Source organism: Thermostilla marina, assembly GCF_054657455.1.
This window is the reverse complement of sequence record NZ_BAAHYR010000001.1, coordinates 3,906,260-3,923,276: the sequence shown is the minus strand read 5'-3', so window position 1 is coordinate 3,923,276 and position 17,017 is coordinate 3,906,260. Positions and strand designations below refer to the sequence as shown.

The following is a 17,017-nucleotide window of genomic DNA, read 5'->3' as shown; positions in this document are numbered from 1 at the left end:
GTATCGGCGCCGCAGCAATCCATTCTAAAGGAATCCCCGCCGTTCGGGTAGGAACCTTTCGGCGGTCGGCAGGCTGAGGCGGAGCAAGGCCCCGCATCGTTTTCGGTGTGGAAAGGAGTGACTCGGCGAAAGGTCAATGGGGGTGATAGCGACTAGCATGTGTTGGGGGCACGGCACGACACCGCCGCCTCGGGCTGAGCGCCCGTCGCCGATTGCGGTCAATGAAAGATTCGATGCTTCAGGACCGGCGCGAATCTCGACTGCCGGAACCGTGATTTTTTCTCCGACGGCCCTATAATGAGGGCAAAGCGAGTCGCCGATCGGGGTGGCCGACGATCACACCATCGCTTTGTATCCTTCGGCGGCCGCTCTCAGAGGTGCCGAGTGTCCCGCGAGTTCGGAGAACCGTCATGTCGAATTCGTCGATCAATCCTGGTGATTTTTCTTGTCCCGTTCCGCAGACGGACTACGACACGGTTCAGATGGCCCACGGCGGCGGCGGCCGGTTGATGCGTCGGCTCATCGACGAGATGTTCTTGCCGGCTTTTCGCCGCGGCGGCGAGTGCGCCCAGGAGGCTTTACGTCAGCCGCCGCACGACAGCGCCGTCATTCGTCTGGGCGACGGCACACGGCTTGCCTTTACTACGGACAGTTTCGTCGTGAACCCGCTGTTCTTTCCCGGCGGCGACATCGGCAAGTTGGCCGTGTGCGGCACAGTCAACGATCTGGCGATGTCGGGCGCGAAGCCGCTGTGGATGAGCGCCGGCTTCATCCTCGAAGAAGGTTTCCCCCTGGCCGAATTGGAAAAAATCGTCGAGTCGATGCACGCCGTGTGTGAGGAGGTCGGTGTGCGGATCATCACCGGCGATACGAAAGTCGTCGATCGAGGGAAGGCCGACGGCGTATTCATCAATACGACCGGCTTGGGGTTGATCCCCGAGAACGTCGATGTGACGCCCGCACGGGTCCGACCAGGCGACAAGATCATCCTTTCCGGCGACGTGGGACGACATGGGATCGCCATCATGTCCGTCCGCGAAGGGCTGGAATTCGAAGGGGCTTTGCCGAGCGATTGTGCGCCGCTGCACGGGCTGGTGCGGACAATGGTCAAGAAGCGGCCGAAGGAAATCCATTGCCTGCGCGACCTGACCCGCGGTGGTCTGGCCTCGGCACTCAATGAGATCGCTCAGGATGTGCACGTGGGCATGGTGATCGACGAGGATGCCGTACCGATAGCGCCGCCGGTGGCTGCGGCTTGTGAAGTGCTGGGACTCGATCCGCTTTACGTGCCCAACGAAGGACGCATGATCGCGATCGTGGCCGCCGAAGCCGCCGGAGATCTCCTTGCGGCGATCGCCGATCATCCTCAAGCGGCCGGGCCGACGATCATCGGGGAGGTGATCGCCGACGATCCGGGCGTCGTCGAACTTCGGAATCGATTCGGTTCCTCGCGCGTGCTCGATTTCTTGTCGGGGGAGCAACTTCCGCGGATTTGCTGAACGCAAGACCGGGGAATGCAAACGGCTCTCCGCCGAATCACACGCTGAATCGGATCAGGAGAATGTCGTCTTCGTCGACGATGTAATCTTTCGATTCCATTCGAACGAGATTCTGTGCCTTCACTTCGCGCTCGCTGCCGAGGCGAATCAGGTCGCTGCATGACATCACTTCGGCTCGGATGAACCCGCGGGCCAGATCGGTATGAATGGCGGCGGCCGCTTCGACGGCCGTGCCGCCTTTGCGGAACATCCAGCTGCGAACTTCTTTGGGCCCGGCGGTCAGAAAGATCTGCTGTCCCGAGGTGTCCATCATCATCCGCAGTAATGCGTTGCGGTCGGCGCCCCCGACGCCCATTTCTTCTCGGAACGCCGCGGCTTCGTCGTCCGGCATTTGCGACAATTCCAGCTCCAGCCCCAAAGGAGCCGCAAACAAGGGAATTTCGGGCGGTACCATGCTCTTGAAACGGTCGAAGTCTTGTTCGTCGTCGGCGGTGTTGACCACGACCATTCGCGGTTTTTCCGTCAGCAGGCGGAAGCTGCGCGTGAATCGTTGTTGATCTGCCGTCATGTCGGCTTCCCGTAACGGATTACCCGACTCGAGGCCTTCCTGGACGGCTTTCAGCACGGCGAGCTCGATCTCGGTTTCTTCCCGGTCTTGTTTCGACCGCGGTTTTTTCAGAGCTTCTTGAACGCGTTCGATTCGGTTCGCCACGATTTGCAAATCGGCCAGCGTCAAGTCCTCTTCAAACGAGGTGAGTTCTTGGGCGGGATCTTTTCCGCCGAATGCGGGCACCACGAGGACAAGGCAGTCGACATCACGCAGCACGGCCAGTCGCGAGGCATTGCCTTCGTGAGAACGGTCGAGGCCGGGCGTATCGCAGATTTCCAGGCCCGCGTGGGTGACCTTCTTGGCGTCGTAGATTTTTCGCAACGCCTCCAAACGCGGGTCTTCGATCAGGGCAATCGCCGTTTGACCGACATGGGCCAGCGACAAATCCGGCTCGACGCCGGTCAACCACTGGAACAACGTCGTTTTTCCCGATCCTTGATATCCGACCAAGCCGATTTTCGCCGACATCGCCGACTCCCATCGTTGCCAATTCGATTTCTCATTCGACTTCGCACTATGAAGTCGTCAACGTGCAAGATAGCCGAAAACGCGACCCGACGAAAAGGGGCGGGGAAGGTTTGCCGCCGTCGAGGAAAAGGGGAACGCTCAATCGTCTTCGGCCTCTTCGCTCGTTTCGATTTGTTCCAAGGCCTTTTCGGTGCTCAACGGGTCGACGCGGCGGCAGCACTCGGTGATACGGTCGGCTAGTTCCTGCAGTTCGTCTTCCCATTCGTCGGGATCGCGTTCTGCCGGGGCAAGCTGCGAGAATTCACCCAACAACAAAATCATCCGCAGTAGGTGCCGAAAGACAATGCCTTCCTGGCGTTGCAGGCCCTTGCTGCTGATGTACTTCTGAAAGTCGCCGCCGAATTCGAGGATTTCACCGGCCACCCACACGGGATGGATTCGGACGTCGCGCACCGTGGGAAAGTCGTAGCGAAACAGAAGTTCGAGTTTTTCGGCAAGGCTGTACACACGCGGCCGCTCTTCGGCAAAACCGCGTCGCTGCCGTCGGCGTTTTTCGGCCTTTTGGGCTTCCAAGTCGAGCTCGTCGTCGTCTTCTTGTGCGAAGGAGCCGGTCAATTGATCGGGGAGCGCCAAACCAAGTTGCAGCAGCAACGGGTCCAAGCGTTCTCTCGCCAGCGAGCCGAGCGGAAGTTCGTCGTAGCCGGGGACGCGGACGACCGGTCCCACGGAATACGGAAATTCGAGCACGGCCTCCATCGCTTGAAGGCGTTCGTGAGGATCGGCGACCCCCAGCAGGTTGACCAGAAATACACCGAAGAGCGGATTCACGGACCGGAACAATTCGAGTTTCCAAAGCTGATCCGTAGGAACGGCACGCTGGGGACGGTAGTCGAACGTCGGGCCGGTCGTGTTGCTTGATGTTTCTTCCTTGGCCGAGAACTCCCAGCTTGTCTGCTCGCGGTCGATGCCGGTGTCTTGCGGACGCCGCGCCTCGAACGCTTCGGGAGGCGGGGCAGGTTCGAGTTCAACGTATCCTGCCCGCCACAGGGTCAGGAGCATGTCTTCGAGATCTTGCTGGGCTCGTTCACGTGCCTTGCCGCTGAGGAGCCTGCGGGCGACGAGTCGCCGAATCGGTTCGACATCGGGGGATGCGTCGAGCATGTGCGCCAGCAGGCGCCAGGGCAACGGCCCGCGGCTGACGAGTTTGCCCGGCGGGGCTTCTTTGAGCTTGTTGAACTGTTCCTCGTTCCAGTAGGTTTCGTTTTCCCGCCGTTTGGGCATCTTTTTCTTGAGCTGCTTTTTTTTCTTCAGCAGCACGGGATCTTTGGTGTCTTCGGGGATTTGGTCGTATTTTTCTTTCCAGCGGGCGATCCGAACGTCGTCTTCGTGGGCCAAGACGAACACGTAGCCTTGGGTGTCGTATTGGGGGCGTCCGGCCCGTCCGAACATCTGGTGTGCGCTGCTGGGATCGATCAAGCGCCGGCGATCGGGAGCCCCTTTGACCAGTTCGGGCAGGACGACGGAACGCGCGGGAAGATTGATGCCTGCGGCGAGCGTTTCGGTGCATACCGTGACCGCCAAGAGCTTTTGTTGAAACAGTTCTTCGACGATACGGCGATACTTCGGCAGTACGCCGGCATGATGCACGCCCACGCCGCGCTGCAACAGTTGTTTGAGCTTCGGACCGGCACCTTCCGACAGGTCGTAGTCTTCCAACGCCGCCAACAACGCTTTGCGTTGCGCGTCGTCGAGAAGTCGTCTTCCCCGAAGCTGATCGGCGATATCCCAGCAACGATTGCGGTTGAAACAAAAGATCAAAGCAGGCGTCTTGCGTTCCTCTTCATCGCCTTCGCACATCTTTTCGACATGATCGGCCAAGAACTCGTCACCGACCCATTGGAACGTGAGCGGTACTTTGCGTTGATCGCTGTGCACCAGTTCCAAATCGCGTCCGTGTTCCGTGCGCAGCCAGTGAAGAAACTCGACGGCGTTCCCGACCGTCGCCGAAAGCAATAGCGTGCGGACGTGCTTGGGAAGCAGGCCGAGGCTGAATTCCCACACGATGCCGCGTTCGGGATCGTTGAAACTGTGGAATTCGTCCATCACCACGGCGCTGACGTCGTCGAATTCGAACGCCTCTCGATGAAGCAGTCGATTGAACAGAATTTCGGCGACGACCACGAGGATGCGGGCGTCGGGATTCACCCGTCGATTGCCCGTCACGAGACCGACGTCGGTCGGCTCGAATCCCCAGCGGACCGCGGCTTCCTGCAATTCACGGAATTTCTGTTCGGTGAGGGCGATGAGCGGCGTGGTGTAGTAGGCTCGTGTTCCGTCGTGTAAGGCCTCGAAGACGGCGGCTTCGGCGATGAGCGTCTTGCCTGTGCCCGTCGGCGCACAGACGAGAACGCCCTGATCCGAAGAAAACCACGCCAACAGCGCTTCTTCCTGGACCGGATACGGCGTGAAGGGGAGTTGTTCGAAATAGCGTTCGGCGAGTTCCTCGCGGCTGGGTTGCGTCACGAGTCGCTTTCCTCGTCGTCGAATGAATGAAACTTACAGCGCGGACGAGCCGTCCCAATTTGCCCGCATGCCGGATGCAAGGTAACCGTTCAAGATACAAAAAAAGACCGATCATCGCAGGAGCCCGTTGCCCGAACGAGTTGGAATCCCGCGCCGATCGGTCTGGTTGTCGTGAAAAATGTTCGCTCGCTGAAGGGGGCGAGCGATTGGGGAGCACACCGACCGCACGTCAGCGCGGCCGAGTGTTGCTTTCCGAAGCGATCAGACTTTTCCCATTCGCTTCAGGTTTTGGAAGCACTTCTTGACCGATTCCAACGGCGAAACGCCTTCGGCGTATTGTTCCTGTTCGACGATGTACCACTCGGTGCCGCCGACCGTCTCGCAGAGGTGGAACACGCGAGGCCAATCGACATCTCCGTCACCGACACAGGTGCCCTTGGGGCCGCCGTGTTCTTTGAGGTGGATCGTTTTCGTACGCCCGGGGAATTGGGCGAGGATTTTGTAGGGATCGCCGCCGCCTCCCAGGCAATTGCCGGTATCCAGTTGCATGACGACGTTTTCGGCGGTGTTTTCGAAGAAGACTTCCCACGAGGTCTTCTCGCCGTCGATCTTGCGGAAGTCGCCGCCGTGGGCATGGTATCCGACGAGCATTCCGTCGCCGGCCACCTGTTCAGCCAGTTTGTTGAAGAGATCGGCCGTTTTCTTGGTGGCTTCCACGTCTTTGAAGTACTCTTGGCCCAGGTAGGGGCAAATCAAGTAACGGTTGCCGATGATGCGATTGAACTCGACGGTTGCCTTGAGTTGGTCGGGTTGAAGTGTGGGCCACTGCGCGTGCGTGCCGCAGCAGCGGATGCCGTTGTCGTCCAGCATTTTGCGGATTTCTTTCGGCGAATGATTGTAATAACCGGCAAATTCGACACCCTGGTAGCCGATCTTGGCGACCGCTTTGATCATGGCACCTAGATCTTTTGCGGCGTCTTCACGCAGGCTGTACATTTGCAGGCCCACAGGAATTTTCTTGCCGCCTTGGGCACCGCCTTCGGCGAGGGCCGTTGCCAGCTTGCCGCCGGCCAACATTCCGGCTGCCGCTGCGGCAGACGCCTTCAGCAAATCTCGACGTGTAAACATGGGGACTCCTCCTGCTTGGATGGGATTTCAACAGAAAATAGGGGACGAACGAATTCGACTTGCAATGCCGATGGAAACCGACGACTGCGTTTGCGAGTCGTCTAACTGGGGGCGGTCGTCGCCCCGGCGCGGAATGCTACCATTGATACAAGGTGGGAGTGCTTCCTGCACCGTCCGAATACGATTCTGTTAGTATAGCTTGGCGGCAGGGGCCGACGCTACAAATCGCGGAGCCGTAGAACTTCAAGTGTTTCGGGGGAGGATTTCGCGACCATCTCCCGTGACGTGTCGGGCGACAATGTGGTGAGCCGGTGGACGATTTCACGTTTTGGTCCGAATTCGATGCGTTGCTCGATCGGGTGGATGCCTGGATCGAACAGGTGCCTCGCTGGCATGCAGCGGAGGTATGTCGGAACATCGTCGCTTCGCTGCGGCCTCGGTTGGCGCGCATTCGAAGTCGGGCGGTGGCGCCGTTGATCGTTGCGACGCTGGGCGGCACGGGGACGGGAAAAAGTACGCTCATCAATGCCCTGGTAGGTGAAGAAGTCGTGCCGTCGGGACGGGAGCGGCCCACTACCCGCAAACCGATCGTGGTGTGTTCGCCCGAGGTCGATGTTCACACACTTTCGCTGCCGCTGGAAGAGTGTGAAATTCGCCGGGCGACCGGATCGATCTTGAACAACGCCGTACTCATCGACTGTCCCGATCCCGATTCGTGCGATTCGGCCGAAGATGCCGCGGGCAATCTGGCGCGGTTGCGGCGGATCCTGCCAGAGTGCGACGTGATCCTGGTTACCGCCACGCAGCAAAAATATCGCAACGCTGCTGTTGCCGCCGAATCGGCCAAAGTCGCCGTCGGTGCGAAACTGATCCTCGTACAAACCCATGCCGCAATCGACGACGACGTGCGCGACGATTGGAAGGCCCGGTGGAAAGACAAATACGGGATCGACGAAATCTATTTCGTCGACAGTATTCAGGCGTTCGCCGACCGACGTGAAGGAAAGCCGCCGCAGGGCGATTTTGCACGCTTGCGGTCGCAGCTCGAAGCGACTTCGGGCGTATCGGCAGTGTCGGCGATCCGGAAGGCAAATGCACTCGACCTGCTGGACGACGTGTTGCGCCGCTGCGCATCGCGTATCGAACGTGATCGTCCGGCACTCGATACACTTCGCAACAAACTCGACGAGGTGCGCACCGCGATCGGCAAAGCGGTGAGCGCCGAGCTGGAATCCGAACTTCGAGGGAATGCGTACGCTTGGCAGCAGCGTGTCTTGAGCGAAGTCGTGCAGAAGTGGGGTTGGGGCGTTTTTCCCTTGCTGGTGCGACTGTACGCCAACTTGGGCGGACTTCTGTCGGGAGCGGCGTTGATGCGGGCGCGGACGATTACGCAGGCTGCGATCGTCGGCGCCGTCGGTACGGCGCAGAATCTTCGTCGTCGGCTGCGAGGTCGCGCCGAGCTCCCCGGCCTCGAATCACTCAAAGCAAGGTTGCGCAACGCCGGAATACGACAAGCGGCATGGTCGCTCGACGGTTACTTGAGCGATTGCGGTCTCGACTTGCGCGTTCGCCGCAGCGACCATATCGAGAATACGCTGGAACAGTCGGCAGCCGAGATTGCGAGGTGCTTGTCGGTGGCTACCGAGCGCATCGCCGCCGATGCGGCAGTGCCTTTGACACGCTGGTGGCGACGAATCGGTTACGAACTCTTGCTCGATGCGATGGCCGGCGTACTGTTGTTTCGGCTTGGATCGAACTTCTTCTACGAAAGCTGGCTTGCCGAGAACGCGACGGCACTGTTGGGTTGGGATATCTACCTGCTGAGCCTGTTTTGGTTTTTGTTGTGGGGGGCGCTTTTGGTCGGGGGGTACGTTACCTCGTTGGGGAGAACCGTTCGTCGCTGTTTGCGGCGGAAGCTCGATGAGTATTTGAGCGATGCGTGGAAACGCACGCTGTTCGACGAACTCGAGCGAGAGTTGAACGCCGTCGACGAATTCTGTGCGACGCTCGATCGGTTGCAGACACAAGCCCGATCGCTGCGCCGGGCCGGCGAGGCGGCACACTGACCGAAACGACGCCTGCGGACCCGCTTCGTGCGACGAAGAAAAACTTCCGCATTCTTTTTCCGTGCCGAGGCCGGCCTCGCTATAATCACGGGCGAATCGCCGTGCGCCGAGACGGCTTCGGGCGATGATACCGATGACGGGGGATAGGTTCGCGCGACCCGGGTGTCGCCGTTTCTCGTGATTGACTCTGGATCAGGGAGAAGCCGGCCGATGATGATTGTGCCTGCTCGATCTGCGGAACAGCGGTGTTGCCGTACCAAGGAATCCGGCGACGGTCGCCGGTTCGGAACGTCGTGTTTAGTTGCGGTCGCGGCCGCCTTGTCGTGTATGGGAGCGGCATCGGCCCAGGATTGGAAGCCGGTTCCGATTCCGATCCGCACGCCGTTTGCCGAAACGGTTTCTCCGGAAGACGCCTGGCCGGAGTATCCGCGACCCGACTTGCGACGAGACGAATGGCTCAATCTGAACGGATTGTGGGACTATGCCGTCGTCGGACGTGCTCGCGAGTGGAAAGGCGGTCGGCTCGAAAATGCCCGTGCGTCGTTACTTGCCGGCGAGGCCCAGCCGCCCTCCCGCTGGTCGGGAAAGATCCTCGTACCGTTTTGCATCGAGTCGTCGCTTTCGGGGGTGGGCCGGATCGTGCGGCCCGATCAAACGCTGTGGTATCGGAGGACGTTTCGCGTGCCCGAGTCATGGGCAGGACGTCGCATCATCCTGAATTTCGAAGCGGTCGATTGGCATTGTCGCGTGTGGATCAACGGGCGGGAGATTGGTGAGCATCGCGGCGGCTACGATCCGTTCTCGTTCGACATCACCGACGCGCTGCGTTCCGGATCGGTCGAACAAGAGATTCTCGTCGGTGTGTGGGATCCGACGAACATGGGCGATCAGGCGGTGGGCAAGCAATCGTTGCCCGAGGCGCGTCGTGGCTATCGGTACACACCGACCACGGGCATTTGGCAAACGGTGTGGCTTGAACCGTTGCCCGAAAACGCGATTGCGGCGTTACGAATCGTCCCGTCGATCGACGGGCGGGTACGCGTTCACGCGACGACGACGGCCCCACGACCGGGCACGCAACTCGAGGTCGTCGTGGCGGAAAACGGCCGGTCGATCGCGCAGGGAAGAGGTTCTGCCGCCGGGCCGGTCGTGTGTCGTATTCCAAATCCGAAACTATGGACGCCCGACTCGCCGCATTTATACGAACTCACGGTGCGTTTGGTCGAAGGGGGGCAGGTGCTCGACGAAGTCGAAAGCTACGTGGGACTGCGCGAAGTTGCCGTCGAAAGAAACGTGGACGGTCCCTCGCGAATCGTTCTCAACGGGCGCCCCATCTTTCAATTCGGACCGTTGGATCAAGGATATTGGCCCGACGGCGTTCTCACGCCGCCTTCCGATGAAGCCGCCCGCTACGACGTGGCCTATCTCAAGCAGATCGGTTGCAATATGGTTCGCGTGCACGTGAAAGTGCATCCGCGGCGATGGTATTACCATTGCGATCGCTTGGGCCTTTTGGTGTGGCAGGACATGGTATGCACGCGAAAATTCGAGTCGAAGATCACGCCCGCAAGTGCCCGGCAATGGGAGGGCGAACAAGCCCGCATGATCGAGAGCTTGTTCAATCATCCGGCGATCATCATGTGGACCGTGTTCAACGAAGGATGGGGGCAGTACGATACCGAGCGACTCGTCGAGTGGACGCGATCGATCGATCCGACTCGCTTGGTGAACGCGGCCAGCGGATGGAAGGATGAAATCGTCGGCGATTTGCGAGATATCCATGATTATTCGTTTCATCCCGCGTTGCCGGATGCTCCCGATCCGTTGCAAAGGGCGTTCGTACTTGGCGAATGCGGCGGATTCGACGTGCTGATCGACGGCCACAAGTGGCACGTCGCGCAAACGCTCGTGCCGCAAATCGATCCGCTCGGCGACGGCGGCCGCGAGAAATACGAAACACCCCGGCAATGGGAACAGCGCTACGCGCAATGGATCGAGGGCTTGCGGTTGATGCGAACGGTCGGACTGCAAGCCGCCGTCTACACGCAGATCACCGATGTCGAACACGAACCGAACGGATGGCTGACGTACGATCGGCGCGTGTCGAAGATTCCCGTCGATCGATTAGCCGAATTCCATCGCACACTCTACGCCGATTCGCCCGAGCTTAGGCCGATCATTCCGGTAGCGCAGCTTGCCGGACGGGGAGCCACGTGGGCGTACCGTCTAGGATCAGTTCCGGAGGATTGGGCCTCGCCCGACATCGAGCCGGACGGGTTCGACCGGGGGAATGCTCCCTTTGGAAACGCGCGGACGGGGCCGCTCGCCGCGGCTACGCTGTGCAATGAACAATCCCTTTACCTGCGAACAACATTTCCGACACCCGAAGCCGATCGGCTGGCCGTGGTCGCACGAACGGCAGGGACGAGCGAAATCTATATCAACGGCACGCTGGTGAAACGTGTCGTCAACCGCGTACACGACGGGGACGTAACGATTTCCGTATTCGAATTGCCGGGCGAAACGGCGGAGTTGCTGCGTCCTGACGGGAACGTCCTCGCTGTTCGCGTGATTCCCGCGCAGAATGTCCGAGACGGCGTATGGCTCGCCGACTTCGGCTTGTACGCCGTCGGCCGTTGATCGCTGCCCCGCCCGAGTCGATCGTTTACTCGAGCGATTCGATCCAAGAACGGATTCGTTCGACCGCGATCGAATCCACGCGATCGCTTGCCAGCGGCGGCATTTGGCGTGGTCCACGCCGATCGATCCGGTAGAGTAGTTCACTCTTTTCAGGCCGGCCGGGGAACACGACCTGGGAATCGGGCGGTCCGAGCCGCCCCTGGCCGGGACTGCGCCCGATCAATTGTGCTTGGGCAATCGGCGTCGAAGCACGGAGATCGGGACGCCGTACGATTCCACCCGGTTGATGGCAAAAAGCGCAGTTGGCTTCCAGATACGCGCGGGCGAGAACCTCGGCGGAGGCTCCCTTCGGCGCAAACCAGTCTGGAAATGCCTCACGCACTTGCGGCGGCTTATTCGAAAAGGCGCCCAGTGATGCGAACAAGTCGATTTGGCTTTGTGTCGACGAAACCGGACGATTGAGTTGCCGCGTGTTGACGCCCAGAACCCGCCCGGCGGCTGCCGTGTGACAGGCCATACAATCGGAGCGGCTGGGATAGTACCACGATTGCACCGTTGGTCCGGCAGGAGACGCGACGGCAACGTCTTCGCGTCGCATCCCCTCAAGCAATTCGGCGTCGGTTTGGTCGCGGTTCCACACATATGTGTAGCCTTTCCAACCGTTTGCCGTGTTCACGAGCAGTCGCGTTTCAAGACGCCGCCAATTGAGGCGGTCGGACACCTGAGCGGCGGCGCGGCGAGGGTTCGATTCGGCCAGGGCGGCGGCTTCGCGCGTCTTCGGTAAGAAAAACGATTTTACGAGTACCGTTCCCCCGGGAAATTGCCACGGTTCATGGTCACGGTACTCGATTGTGCCGCCTTGGGGAAGCACGATCAGGCGTGTCTTGACGGCACCGTCGGACCAAAGCGGTACGTTGACGTCGTACGGCAAGACGCCTGCGGCAGGAGTCAACGCGTCGAGGTCGGCAAAGATGCCCGTCTGCGACAAGCGACGGGGGAATGCCTCGACGGCCGCCGCATCGAATTCGGACGGGCGGAGACGATACAAGTGCCCGTCGAACGAGGTGAACAGCATTTCGCCGTCTTGCGTTTCGCCGAAGGACGAGATCGGCATGCCGGTCGCGGCAACGTGTTTGACGGAGGTCGTTCGTCCTCGATCGTCGACCCACAGCGCCCAAATGTTACCGGTGCCGTAGTCGGCATAGAAATAGGCACCGTAATAATCTTCGAGCCGCTTGCCCCGGTAGACGACACCTCCGGTGACCGAGACGCCTTCGTGTCGAAAGTATTCGGCCAACGGATCGATCAAGACGTTGCCGGTCTGCTCAGCGCTCGGGTCAAAGGGATGAAAGCCTTCGCGAATCTTCCAGCCGTAGTTGCCGCCGCGAACGATGAGATCGACTTCCTCGTACCGGTTTTGCCCCACGTCGCCGGCGAAAAGACGCCCCGTCTCGCGATCGAAACTCATTCTCCATACGTTGCGCAAACCGTACGCCCAGATCTCGGGACAGGCACCCGGGCGGTCGACGAACGGGTTGTCTTTGGGGACGGCATACTCTTTGCCGGGATCCCGATGATCGACGTCGATTCGCAGAATGGAGCCGAGCAACGTGCCGAGATTCTGGCCGTTGCCGTGGGGATCGTTCGCCGATCCGCCGTCTCCCAACGAAATGTAAAGATAGCCGTCGGGGCCGAACCGCACGCACCCTCCGTTGTGATTTCCGTACGGTTGTTCGATCCGCATCAGGATTCGCTCGGATCGCCGATCGGCACGATTCGGGTTGTCGGGTGACACGCGAAACTCGGCGACGATCGACGCGCGGGGTTTTGTCGAATAGTAGACGTAAAACCGTCCATTGCTCGCGTATTGCGGATGGAAGGCCAAGCCGAGCAGGCCTTCTTCGTTATGGTCGCGGGAAACAACTTCGCGAATATCGAGAAAAACGCGGGCGGATGTCACATCGTCGTCATTTGGGAAAACGAAAATGCGCCCGCCCTGTTCCACGACGAACAGGCGATTCGAATCGTCCGGCGGTGCGACGACCTCCAAGGGACGCTCGAATTGAAGGTGCGGATACACACGTTCCGCCTCGAGCGGCAGGGGATCCGGATCGGCGGTCAGCGGTCGGGTATCGATGCCGAGTTCGGCGGAACCCTCCAATGCCGCGGGCGATACGGGAACGGGGGATAGCGCCTCGTGAGGCTTGTCGGCAACGAAAAACAACGTCAACAAGCCGACAACGGCGATACCGGCAAATACGGCAAGATACGTTCGCGTCATAACGTGACCTCGGCGTGACCAAAAGGCGACAAGTGGAGGGATGCGTGGAAAATGTCGCCGGTATTTTAGAGCCTCGCCTGGTAAAGGCCAGTCTTTGAAGCGAAGTGAACCGCAGGAGGGGGCGTTTTTCCGGCCGCTCGGCACATACATGGCAGGGGCCACATGCGGTCAGGTCGCGCAGGTCAAACAAAAACAGCGGATCGGTCGCGCACGACCAACCCGCTGCCCGATAGTTTCTCTTGTCGAATGTCGATCCGCTAAACCGATTACTTGAAGGCCTCGACGACGTCCTTCACCTCGGAGACGATTGTCTTGACGTCGTTGATCGAGCCGACCTTGGCCGTCAACTTGTGGACGTCTTCGAGAATCTTTGTCGCTTGCTCGAATCCGCCGTGTGCCTTGACGAATTCAGCGACTTCCGACAGTTCGGCCGTAACCTTGGCGGCCGACACGGAACGGTGGCTGCGAGACCCTTTCGAGATCGTCTTGGCAGTCACCTTATTGCAATGGGGACACACCACGGCGCGGGCAGCGACGATTTCGCCGCAATGCCGGCACAATTTGCGACCTCGCCCCAACGATTCTTTGGCAGCACTTTTCTTCGCCATGACGTCCATTCTCCACACAAATTCACAGGGCACAAAAACGGATACGCAAGCTGCCCCGCTGATTGTCGATTTGGTCGTCGGCCTCAACCACCCGTCGCAGTCGCAGGTTCTCGCGTCGATTCCGGCTTGAACACTCGTTCCTCCAACGGGCGATCCGTTTGCAGGCGGGACGGTCGGTGGAATATAAGGCCCAAAGCCGAATGCTTTCGCGACCAGATTCGCATTCGTAAAGCAATCAGTTTAACAGATTGTACCACAAGCTCAACGGGATGCTTACAAATTTGCAAAGAACATCCGTGTTTATCTCGTAAATTACTCGTACCACATTAGCATCCGGAACTAATCGCCTTGCCGATACTTGGTATCGCAGGAGCAACCGCGCAATGGCCGACAGACAACGGGGCGATTTGGGGCGGCGGGAATTCGACACGCAATAAGCCGAAGGTTCCCCTAGAACGGCGTGTTCCGGAGGGGCCACATTGAGGCTATGGGCGATGCTCCAGGACGTGTGTACGCTCTCGACACCGACGGTGGAGCGGTTGTGTTCCGCTCACGCGAAGGGGCGCAGGTGGCATACGATGATTCTTTGCGGTCGCGTTGGTGCCTCGGCGACCGAACCGACGAGCGCGAGGCGTTCGGCTGGACGAATAGTGGGCATTTGAACGGCCTGGTGCGGTATTTTCCGCACGATCGGCAAAAACGGCCGGGAGAAGGGAAAGTCTTCCGGTCGTTCCGGTCGTTTTCTCGCCATGACAATGGGATTCTCTAGACGCAGGGCCGGTGGTTTCCGAAGATGCAATAGCCGCAGGCGTGCCGGACGAACCGCGCGCTTGCCGCACCGTTGCGTTCGACTCATTAACGACGGGTACGGCTAACGAACAGGACGACAATGGCGACAGAGCTGCATCCTTGGTATTCGGGCAACACGGGGTTTTCGTCGCAGGATACGACCACCAGTTTCGTGCTGCGCCCCCGTCCGGTCGACGTCCGCTTTGCGCATTCTTTGCCGTATGGGGCCAATCTCCACGACGACGGCGTCCAATTCTCGATTTTCAGTCGATCCGCTACGGCCATGCGGATCTTGTTGTACGATCACGTCAACGATCGCGAGCCGTCGAAAGTCATCGAACTGGATCGCGACGAACATCGTTGGGGGCACGTGTGGTCGGTTTTCGTTCCCGGCCTGAAAGCGGGACAACTATATCATATTCAAGCCGACGGGCCGTTCGATCCTGCCGCCGGACAGCGATTCGATCCGAAAGCCCGGTTGATCGATCCGTATGCGAAGGCCCTGGCCGGCGATTTCCTGCCTGCCGAGGATGGAATCATCCGGCCTCCTAAATGTGTCGTCGTCGATGATGCCTTCGATTGGCAGGGAACGCGCCAATTGCGGCGTGATCTCGCCGATACGGTCATCTACGAGATGCATGTGCGGGGATTTACACGTTCCCGGACGTCGAACGCCCGGTTCCCCGGCACGTACTTGGGGGTCATCGAGAAGATCCCCTATCTCAAATCGCTGGGCGTGACGGCCGTCGAGTTGATGCCCGTCCATGAGTTTCCGATTCTCGATTGCCTCGGCCAAAAACCGGCCCGCCGCAATTACTGGGGATACGATCCGATGGCGTTCTTTGCCCCGCATCGCGGTTATGCTGCGGGCAGCGAGCCGGGATGCCAAACCCGCGAATTCAAGGAGATGGTTCGCGAGCTCCATAAGGCGGGCATCGAGGTCATTTTGGACGTCGTCTTCAACCATACAGCCGAAGGCAATCACGAAGGGCCCACGTTGTCGTTCAAAGGGCTCGAAAATCGCGTCTACTATATGCTGGAAAACGACGCCCGGTATTACCGGAACTATTCGGGGTGCGGGAACACCGTCAACAGTAATCACCCGGTCGTGCGCGAGATGATTTTCCATTGTCTGCGGCACTGGGTGTATCAATATCACGTCGACGGTTTTCGGTTCGACTTGGCGTCGATCCTCAGTCGTGATCGGTCGGGTAATTTGACGCCCAATCCGCCGCTCTTGGAGCGGATCACCGAAGACCCGCTGTTGGCCGACACGAAGATCATTGCCGAGGCTTGGGATGCCGCCGGTGCGTACCAGGTGGGAACCTTCGCCAGCTATTTCAGCGAAGACGGCTTCGCCCGCGGTCGCTGGGCCGAATGGAACGGTCGTTATCGCGACGATATCCGACGCTATTGGCGAGGCGATCCCGGTATGGTGCCCGCCTTGGCCACGCGGTTGGCCGGATCGGCCGACCTGTACGAGCATTGCGGTCGCCGGCCGTATCACAGTATCAATTTCATCACCTCGCACGACGGCTTCACACTCAACGACCTCGTTTCGTACAACCATAAGCACAACGAAGCCAACGGCGAGAACAATTGCGACGGCGACAACAACAATCACAGCTACAACTACGGACATGAAGGTCCGACGCGAAACCCCGGGATCGAGTTGATCCGCAATCGCCAGGTCAAAAACATGCTGGCGACGTTGTTTCTCAGTCAGGGCGTGCCCATGTTACTTTCCGGCGATGAGTGCCGCCGCACCCAGCACGGGAATAACAACGCCTATTGTCAGGACAACAGTATTTCCTGGTTCAATTGGCGGTTGGTCAAAGAACACGCCGATATTTGGCGGTTTTGTAGCGAATTGATTCGCTTCCGCAACGCCGAGCCGACGCTGCGTCGCCGTCGGTTTTACACCGGGCAAGCCGCGCGACCGGGGGGACTTCCCGATGTTGCCTGGTTCGGCCCCGATGGATACACCGTCGATTGGCATTCGGGCGAACGCAGCTTGGTATGCTTGACGGCTGCCGCCGTGGAGCGTGAAAACCCCAAGCGACCGAACCACCATCTGCTCATGTTTTTCCATGCCGATCCGGAACCGCGACGGTTTACGATTCCCCATCTGGCTCGCGGATTGGGATGGCGGTTGTTCATCGACACGGGACGCCGTAGTCCGCATGACATTTGGCCGGGGCTCGACGGTCCTAAACTCGGCAAGACGACGACCGAGATCCAACTTCAAGGTCGGTCGTTCGTCTGCTACGTCGCCGCCGATCTCTTCTGACCGAATCCGGCGGTAAGATCGAAGTCCAATCGCCGAATCGTCGAGTTTTTTCACGGGAACTCGGTAGTTCGGCTTTTTTTCTTTTGGCAGGATGCCGAACGGCAGAGCGACTTGA

9 protein-coding genes are annotated in these 17,017 nt (G+C 59.6%); 4 read left to right on the top strand and 5 right to left on the bottom strand.

Annotated features, from left to right (window positions below; translation table 11 throughout):
- Window positions 1-410: 410 nt before the first annotated feature.
- Window positions 411-1,499: a hydrogenase expression/formation protein HypE gene (gene hypE / locus ACYQ2I_RS14330; RefSeq protein ID WP_460167706.1), complete on the top strand. Its 1,089-nt coding sequence runs from the start codon at window positions 411-413 to the stop codon at window positions 1,497-1,499.
- Between the two features lie 37 nt (window positions 1,500-1,536).
- Here hypE and ACYQ2I_RS14325 read toward each other — a convergent pair whose 3' ends face one another.
- The 3 genes from ACYQ2I_RS14325 to ACYQ2I_RS14315 form a co-directional block, all read right to left on the bottom strand.
- The gene (locus ACYQ2I_RS14325; RefSeq protein ID WP_460167705.1) at window positions 1,537-2,577 is read right to left on the bottom strand and encodes a DUF933 domain-containing protein; all 1,041 of its coding nucleotides are present in this window, start codon (window positions 2,575-2,577) and stop codon (window positions 1,537-1,539) included.
- Between the two features lie 138 nt (window positions 2,578-2,715).
- A complete protein-coding gene (locus ACYQ2I_RS14320) occupies window positions 2,716-5,100 on the bottom strand; it encodes a DEAD/DEAH box helicase (protein ID WP_460167704.1) in 2,385 nt (794 codons plus the stop codon).
- Between the two features lie 261 nt (window positions 5,101-5,361).
- The gene (locus ACYQ2I_RS14315) at window positions 5,362-6,228 is read right to left on the bottom strand and encodes a sugar phosphate isomerase/epimerase family protein (protein WP_460167703.1); all 867 of its coding nucleotides are present in this window, start codon (window positions 6,226-6,228) and stop codon (window positions 5,362-5,364) included.
- 311 nt (window positions 6,229-6,539) lie between these two features.
- On the opposite strand from ACYQ2I_RS14315, the gene ACYQ2I_RS14310 reads away from it, so the two are divergent.
- Both ACYQ2I_RS14310 and ACYQ2I_RS14305 read left to right on the top strand, forming a co-directional pair.
- Window positions 6,540-8,294, top strand: coding sequence for a GTPase domain-containing protein (locus ACYQ2I_RS14310; RefSeq protein ID WP_460167702.1), 1,755 nt, complete (start codon window positions 6,540-6,542; stop codon window positions 8,292-8,294).
- Between the two features lie 210 nt (window positions 8,295-8,504).
- Complete coding sequence (locus ACYQ2I_RS14305) at window positions 8,505-10,934, top strand: glycoside hydrolase family 2 protein (RefSeq protein WP_460167701.1); 2,430 nt, start codon at window positions 8,505-8,507, stop codon at window positions 10,932-10,934.
- 25 nt (window positions 10,935-10,959) lie between these two features.
- Here ACYQ2I_RS14305 and ACYQ2I_RS14300 read toward each other — a convergent pair whose 3' ends face one another.
- A complete protein-coding gene (locus ACYQ2I_RS14300; protein WP_460167700.1) occupies window positions 10,960-13,215 on the bottom strand; it encodes a PQQ-dependent sugar dehydrogenase in 2,256 nt (751 codons plus the stop codon).
- Between the two features lie 266 nt (window positions 13,216-13,481).
- Window positions 13,482-13,823: a hypothetical protein gene (locus ACYQ2I_RS14295; protein ID WP_460167699.1), complete on the bottom strand. Its 342-nt coding sequence runs from the start codon at window positions 13,821-13,823 to the stop codon at window positions 13,482-13,484.
- Window positions 13,824-14,712: 889 nt separating this feature from the next.
- Here ACYQ2I_RS14295 and glgX point away from each other — a divergent pair.
- On the top strand, window positions 14,713-16,902 hold the full coding sequence (glgX, locus tag ACYQ2I_RS14290; RefSeq protein ID WP_460167698.1) for a glycogen debranching protein GlgX: 2,190 nt from the start codon (window positions 14,713-14,715) through the stop codon (window positions 16,900-16,902).
- The last annotated feature ends 115 nt before the right edge of the window (window positions 16,903-17,017 follow it).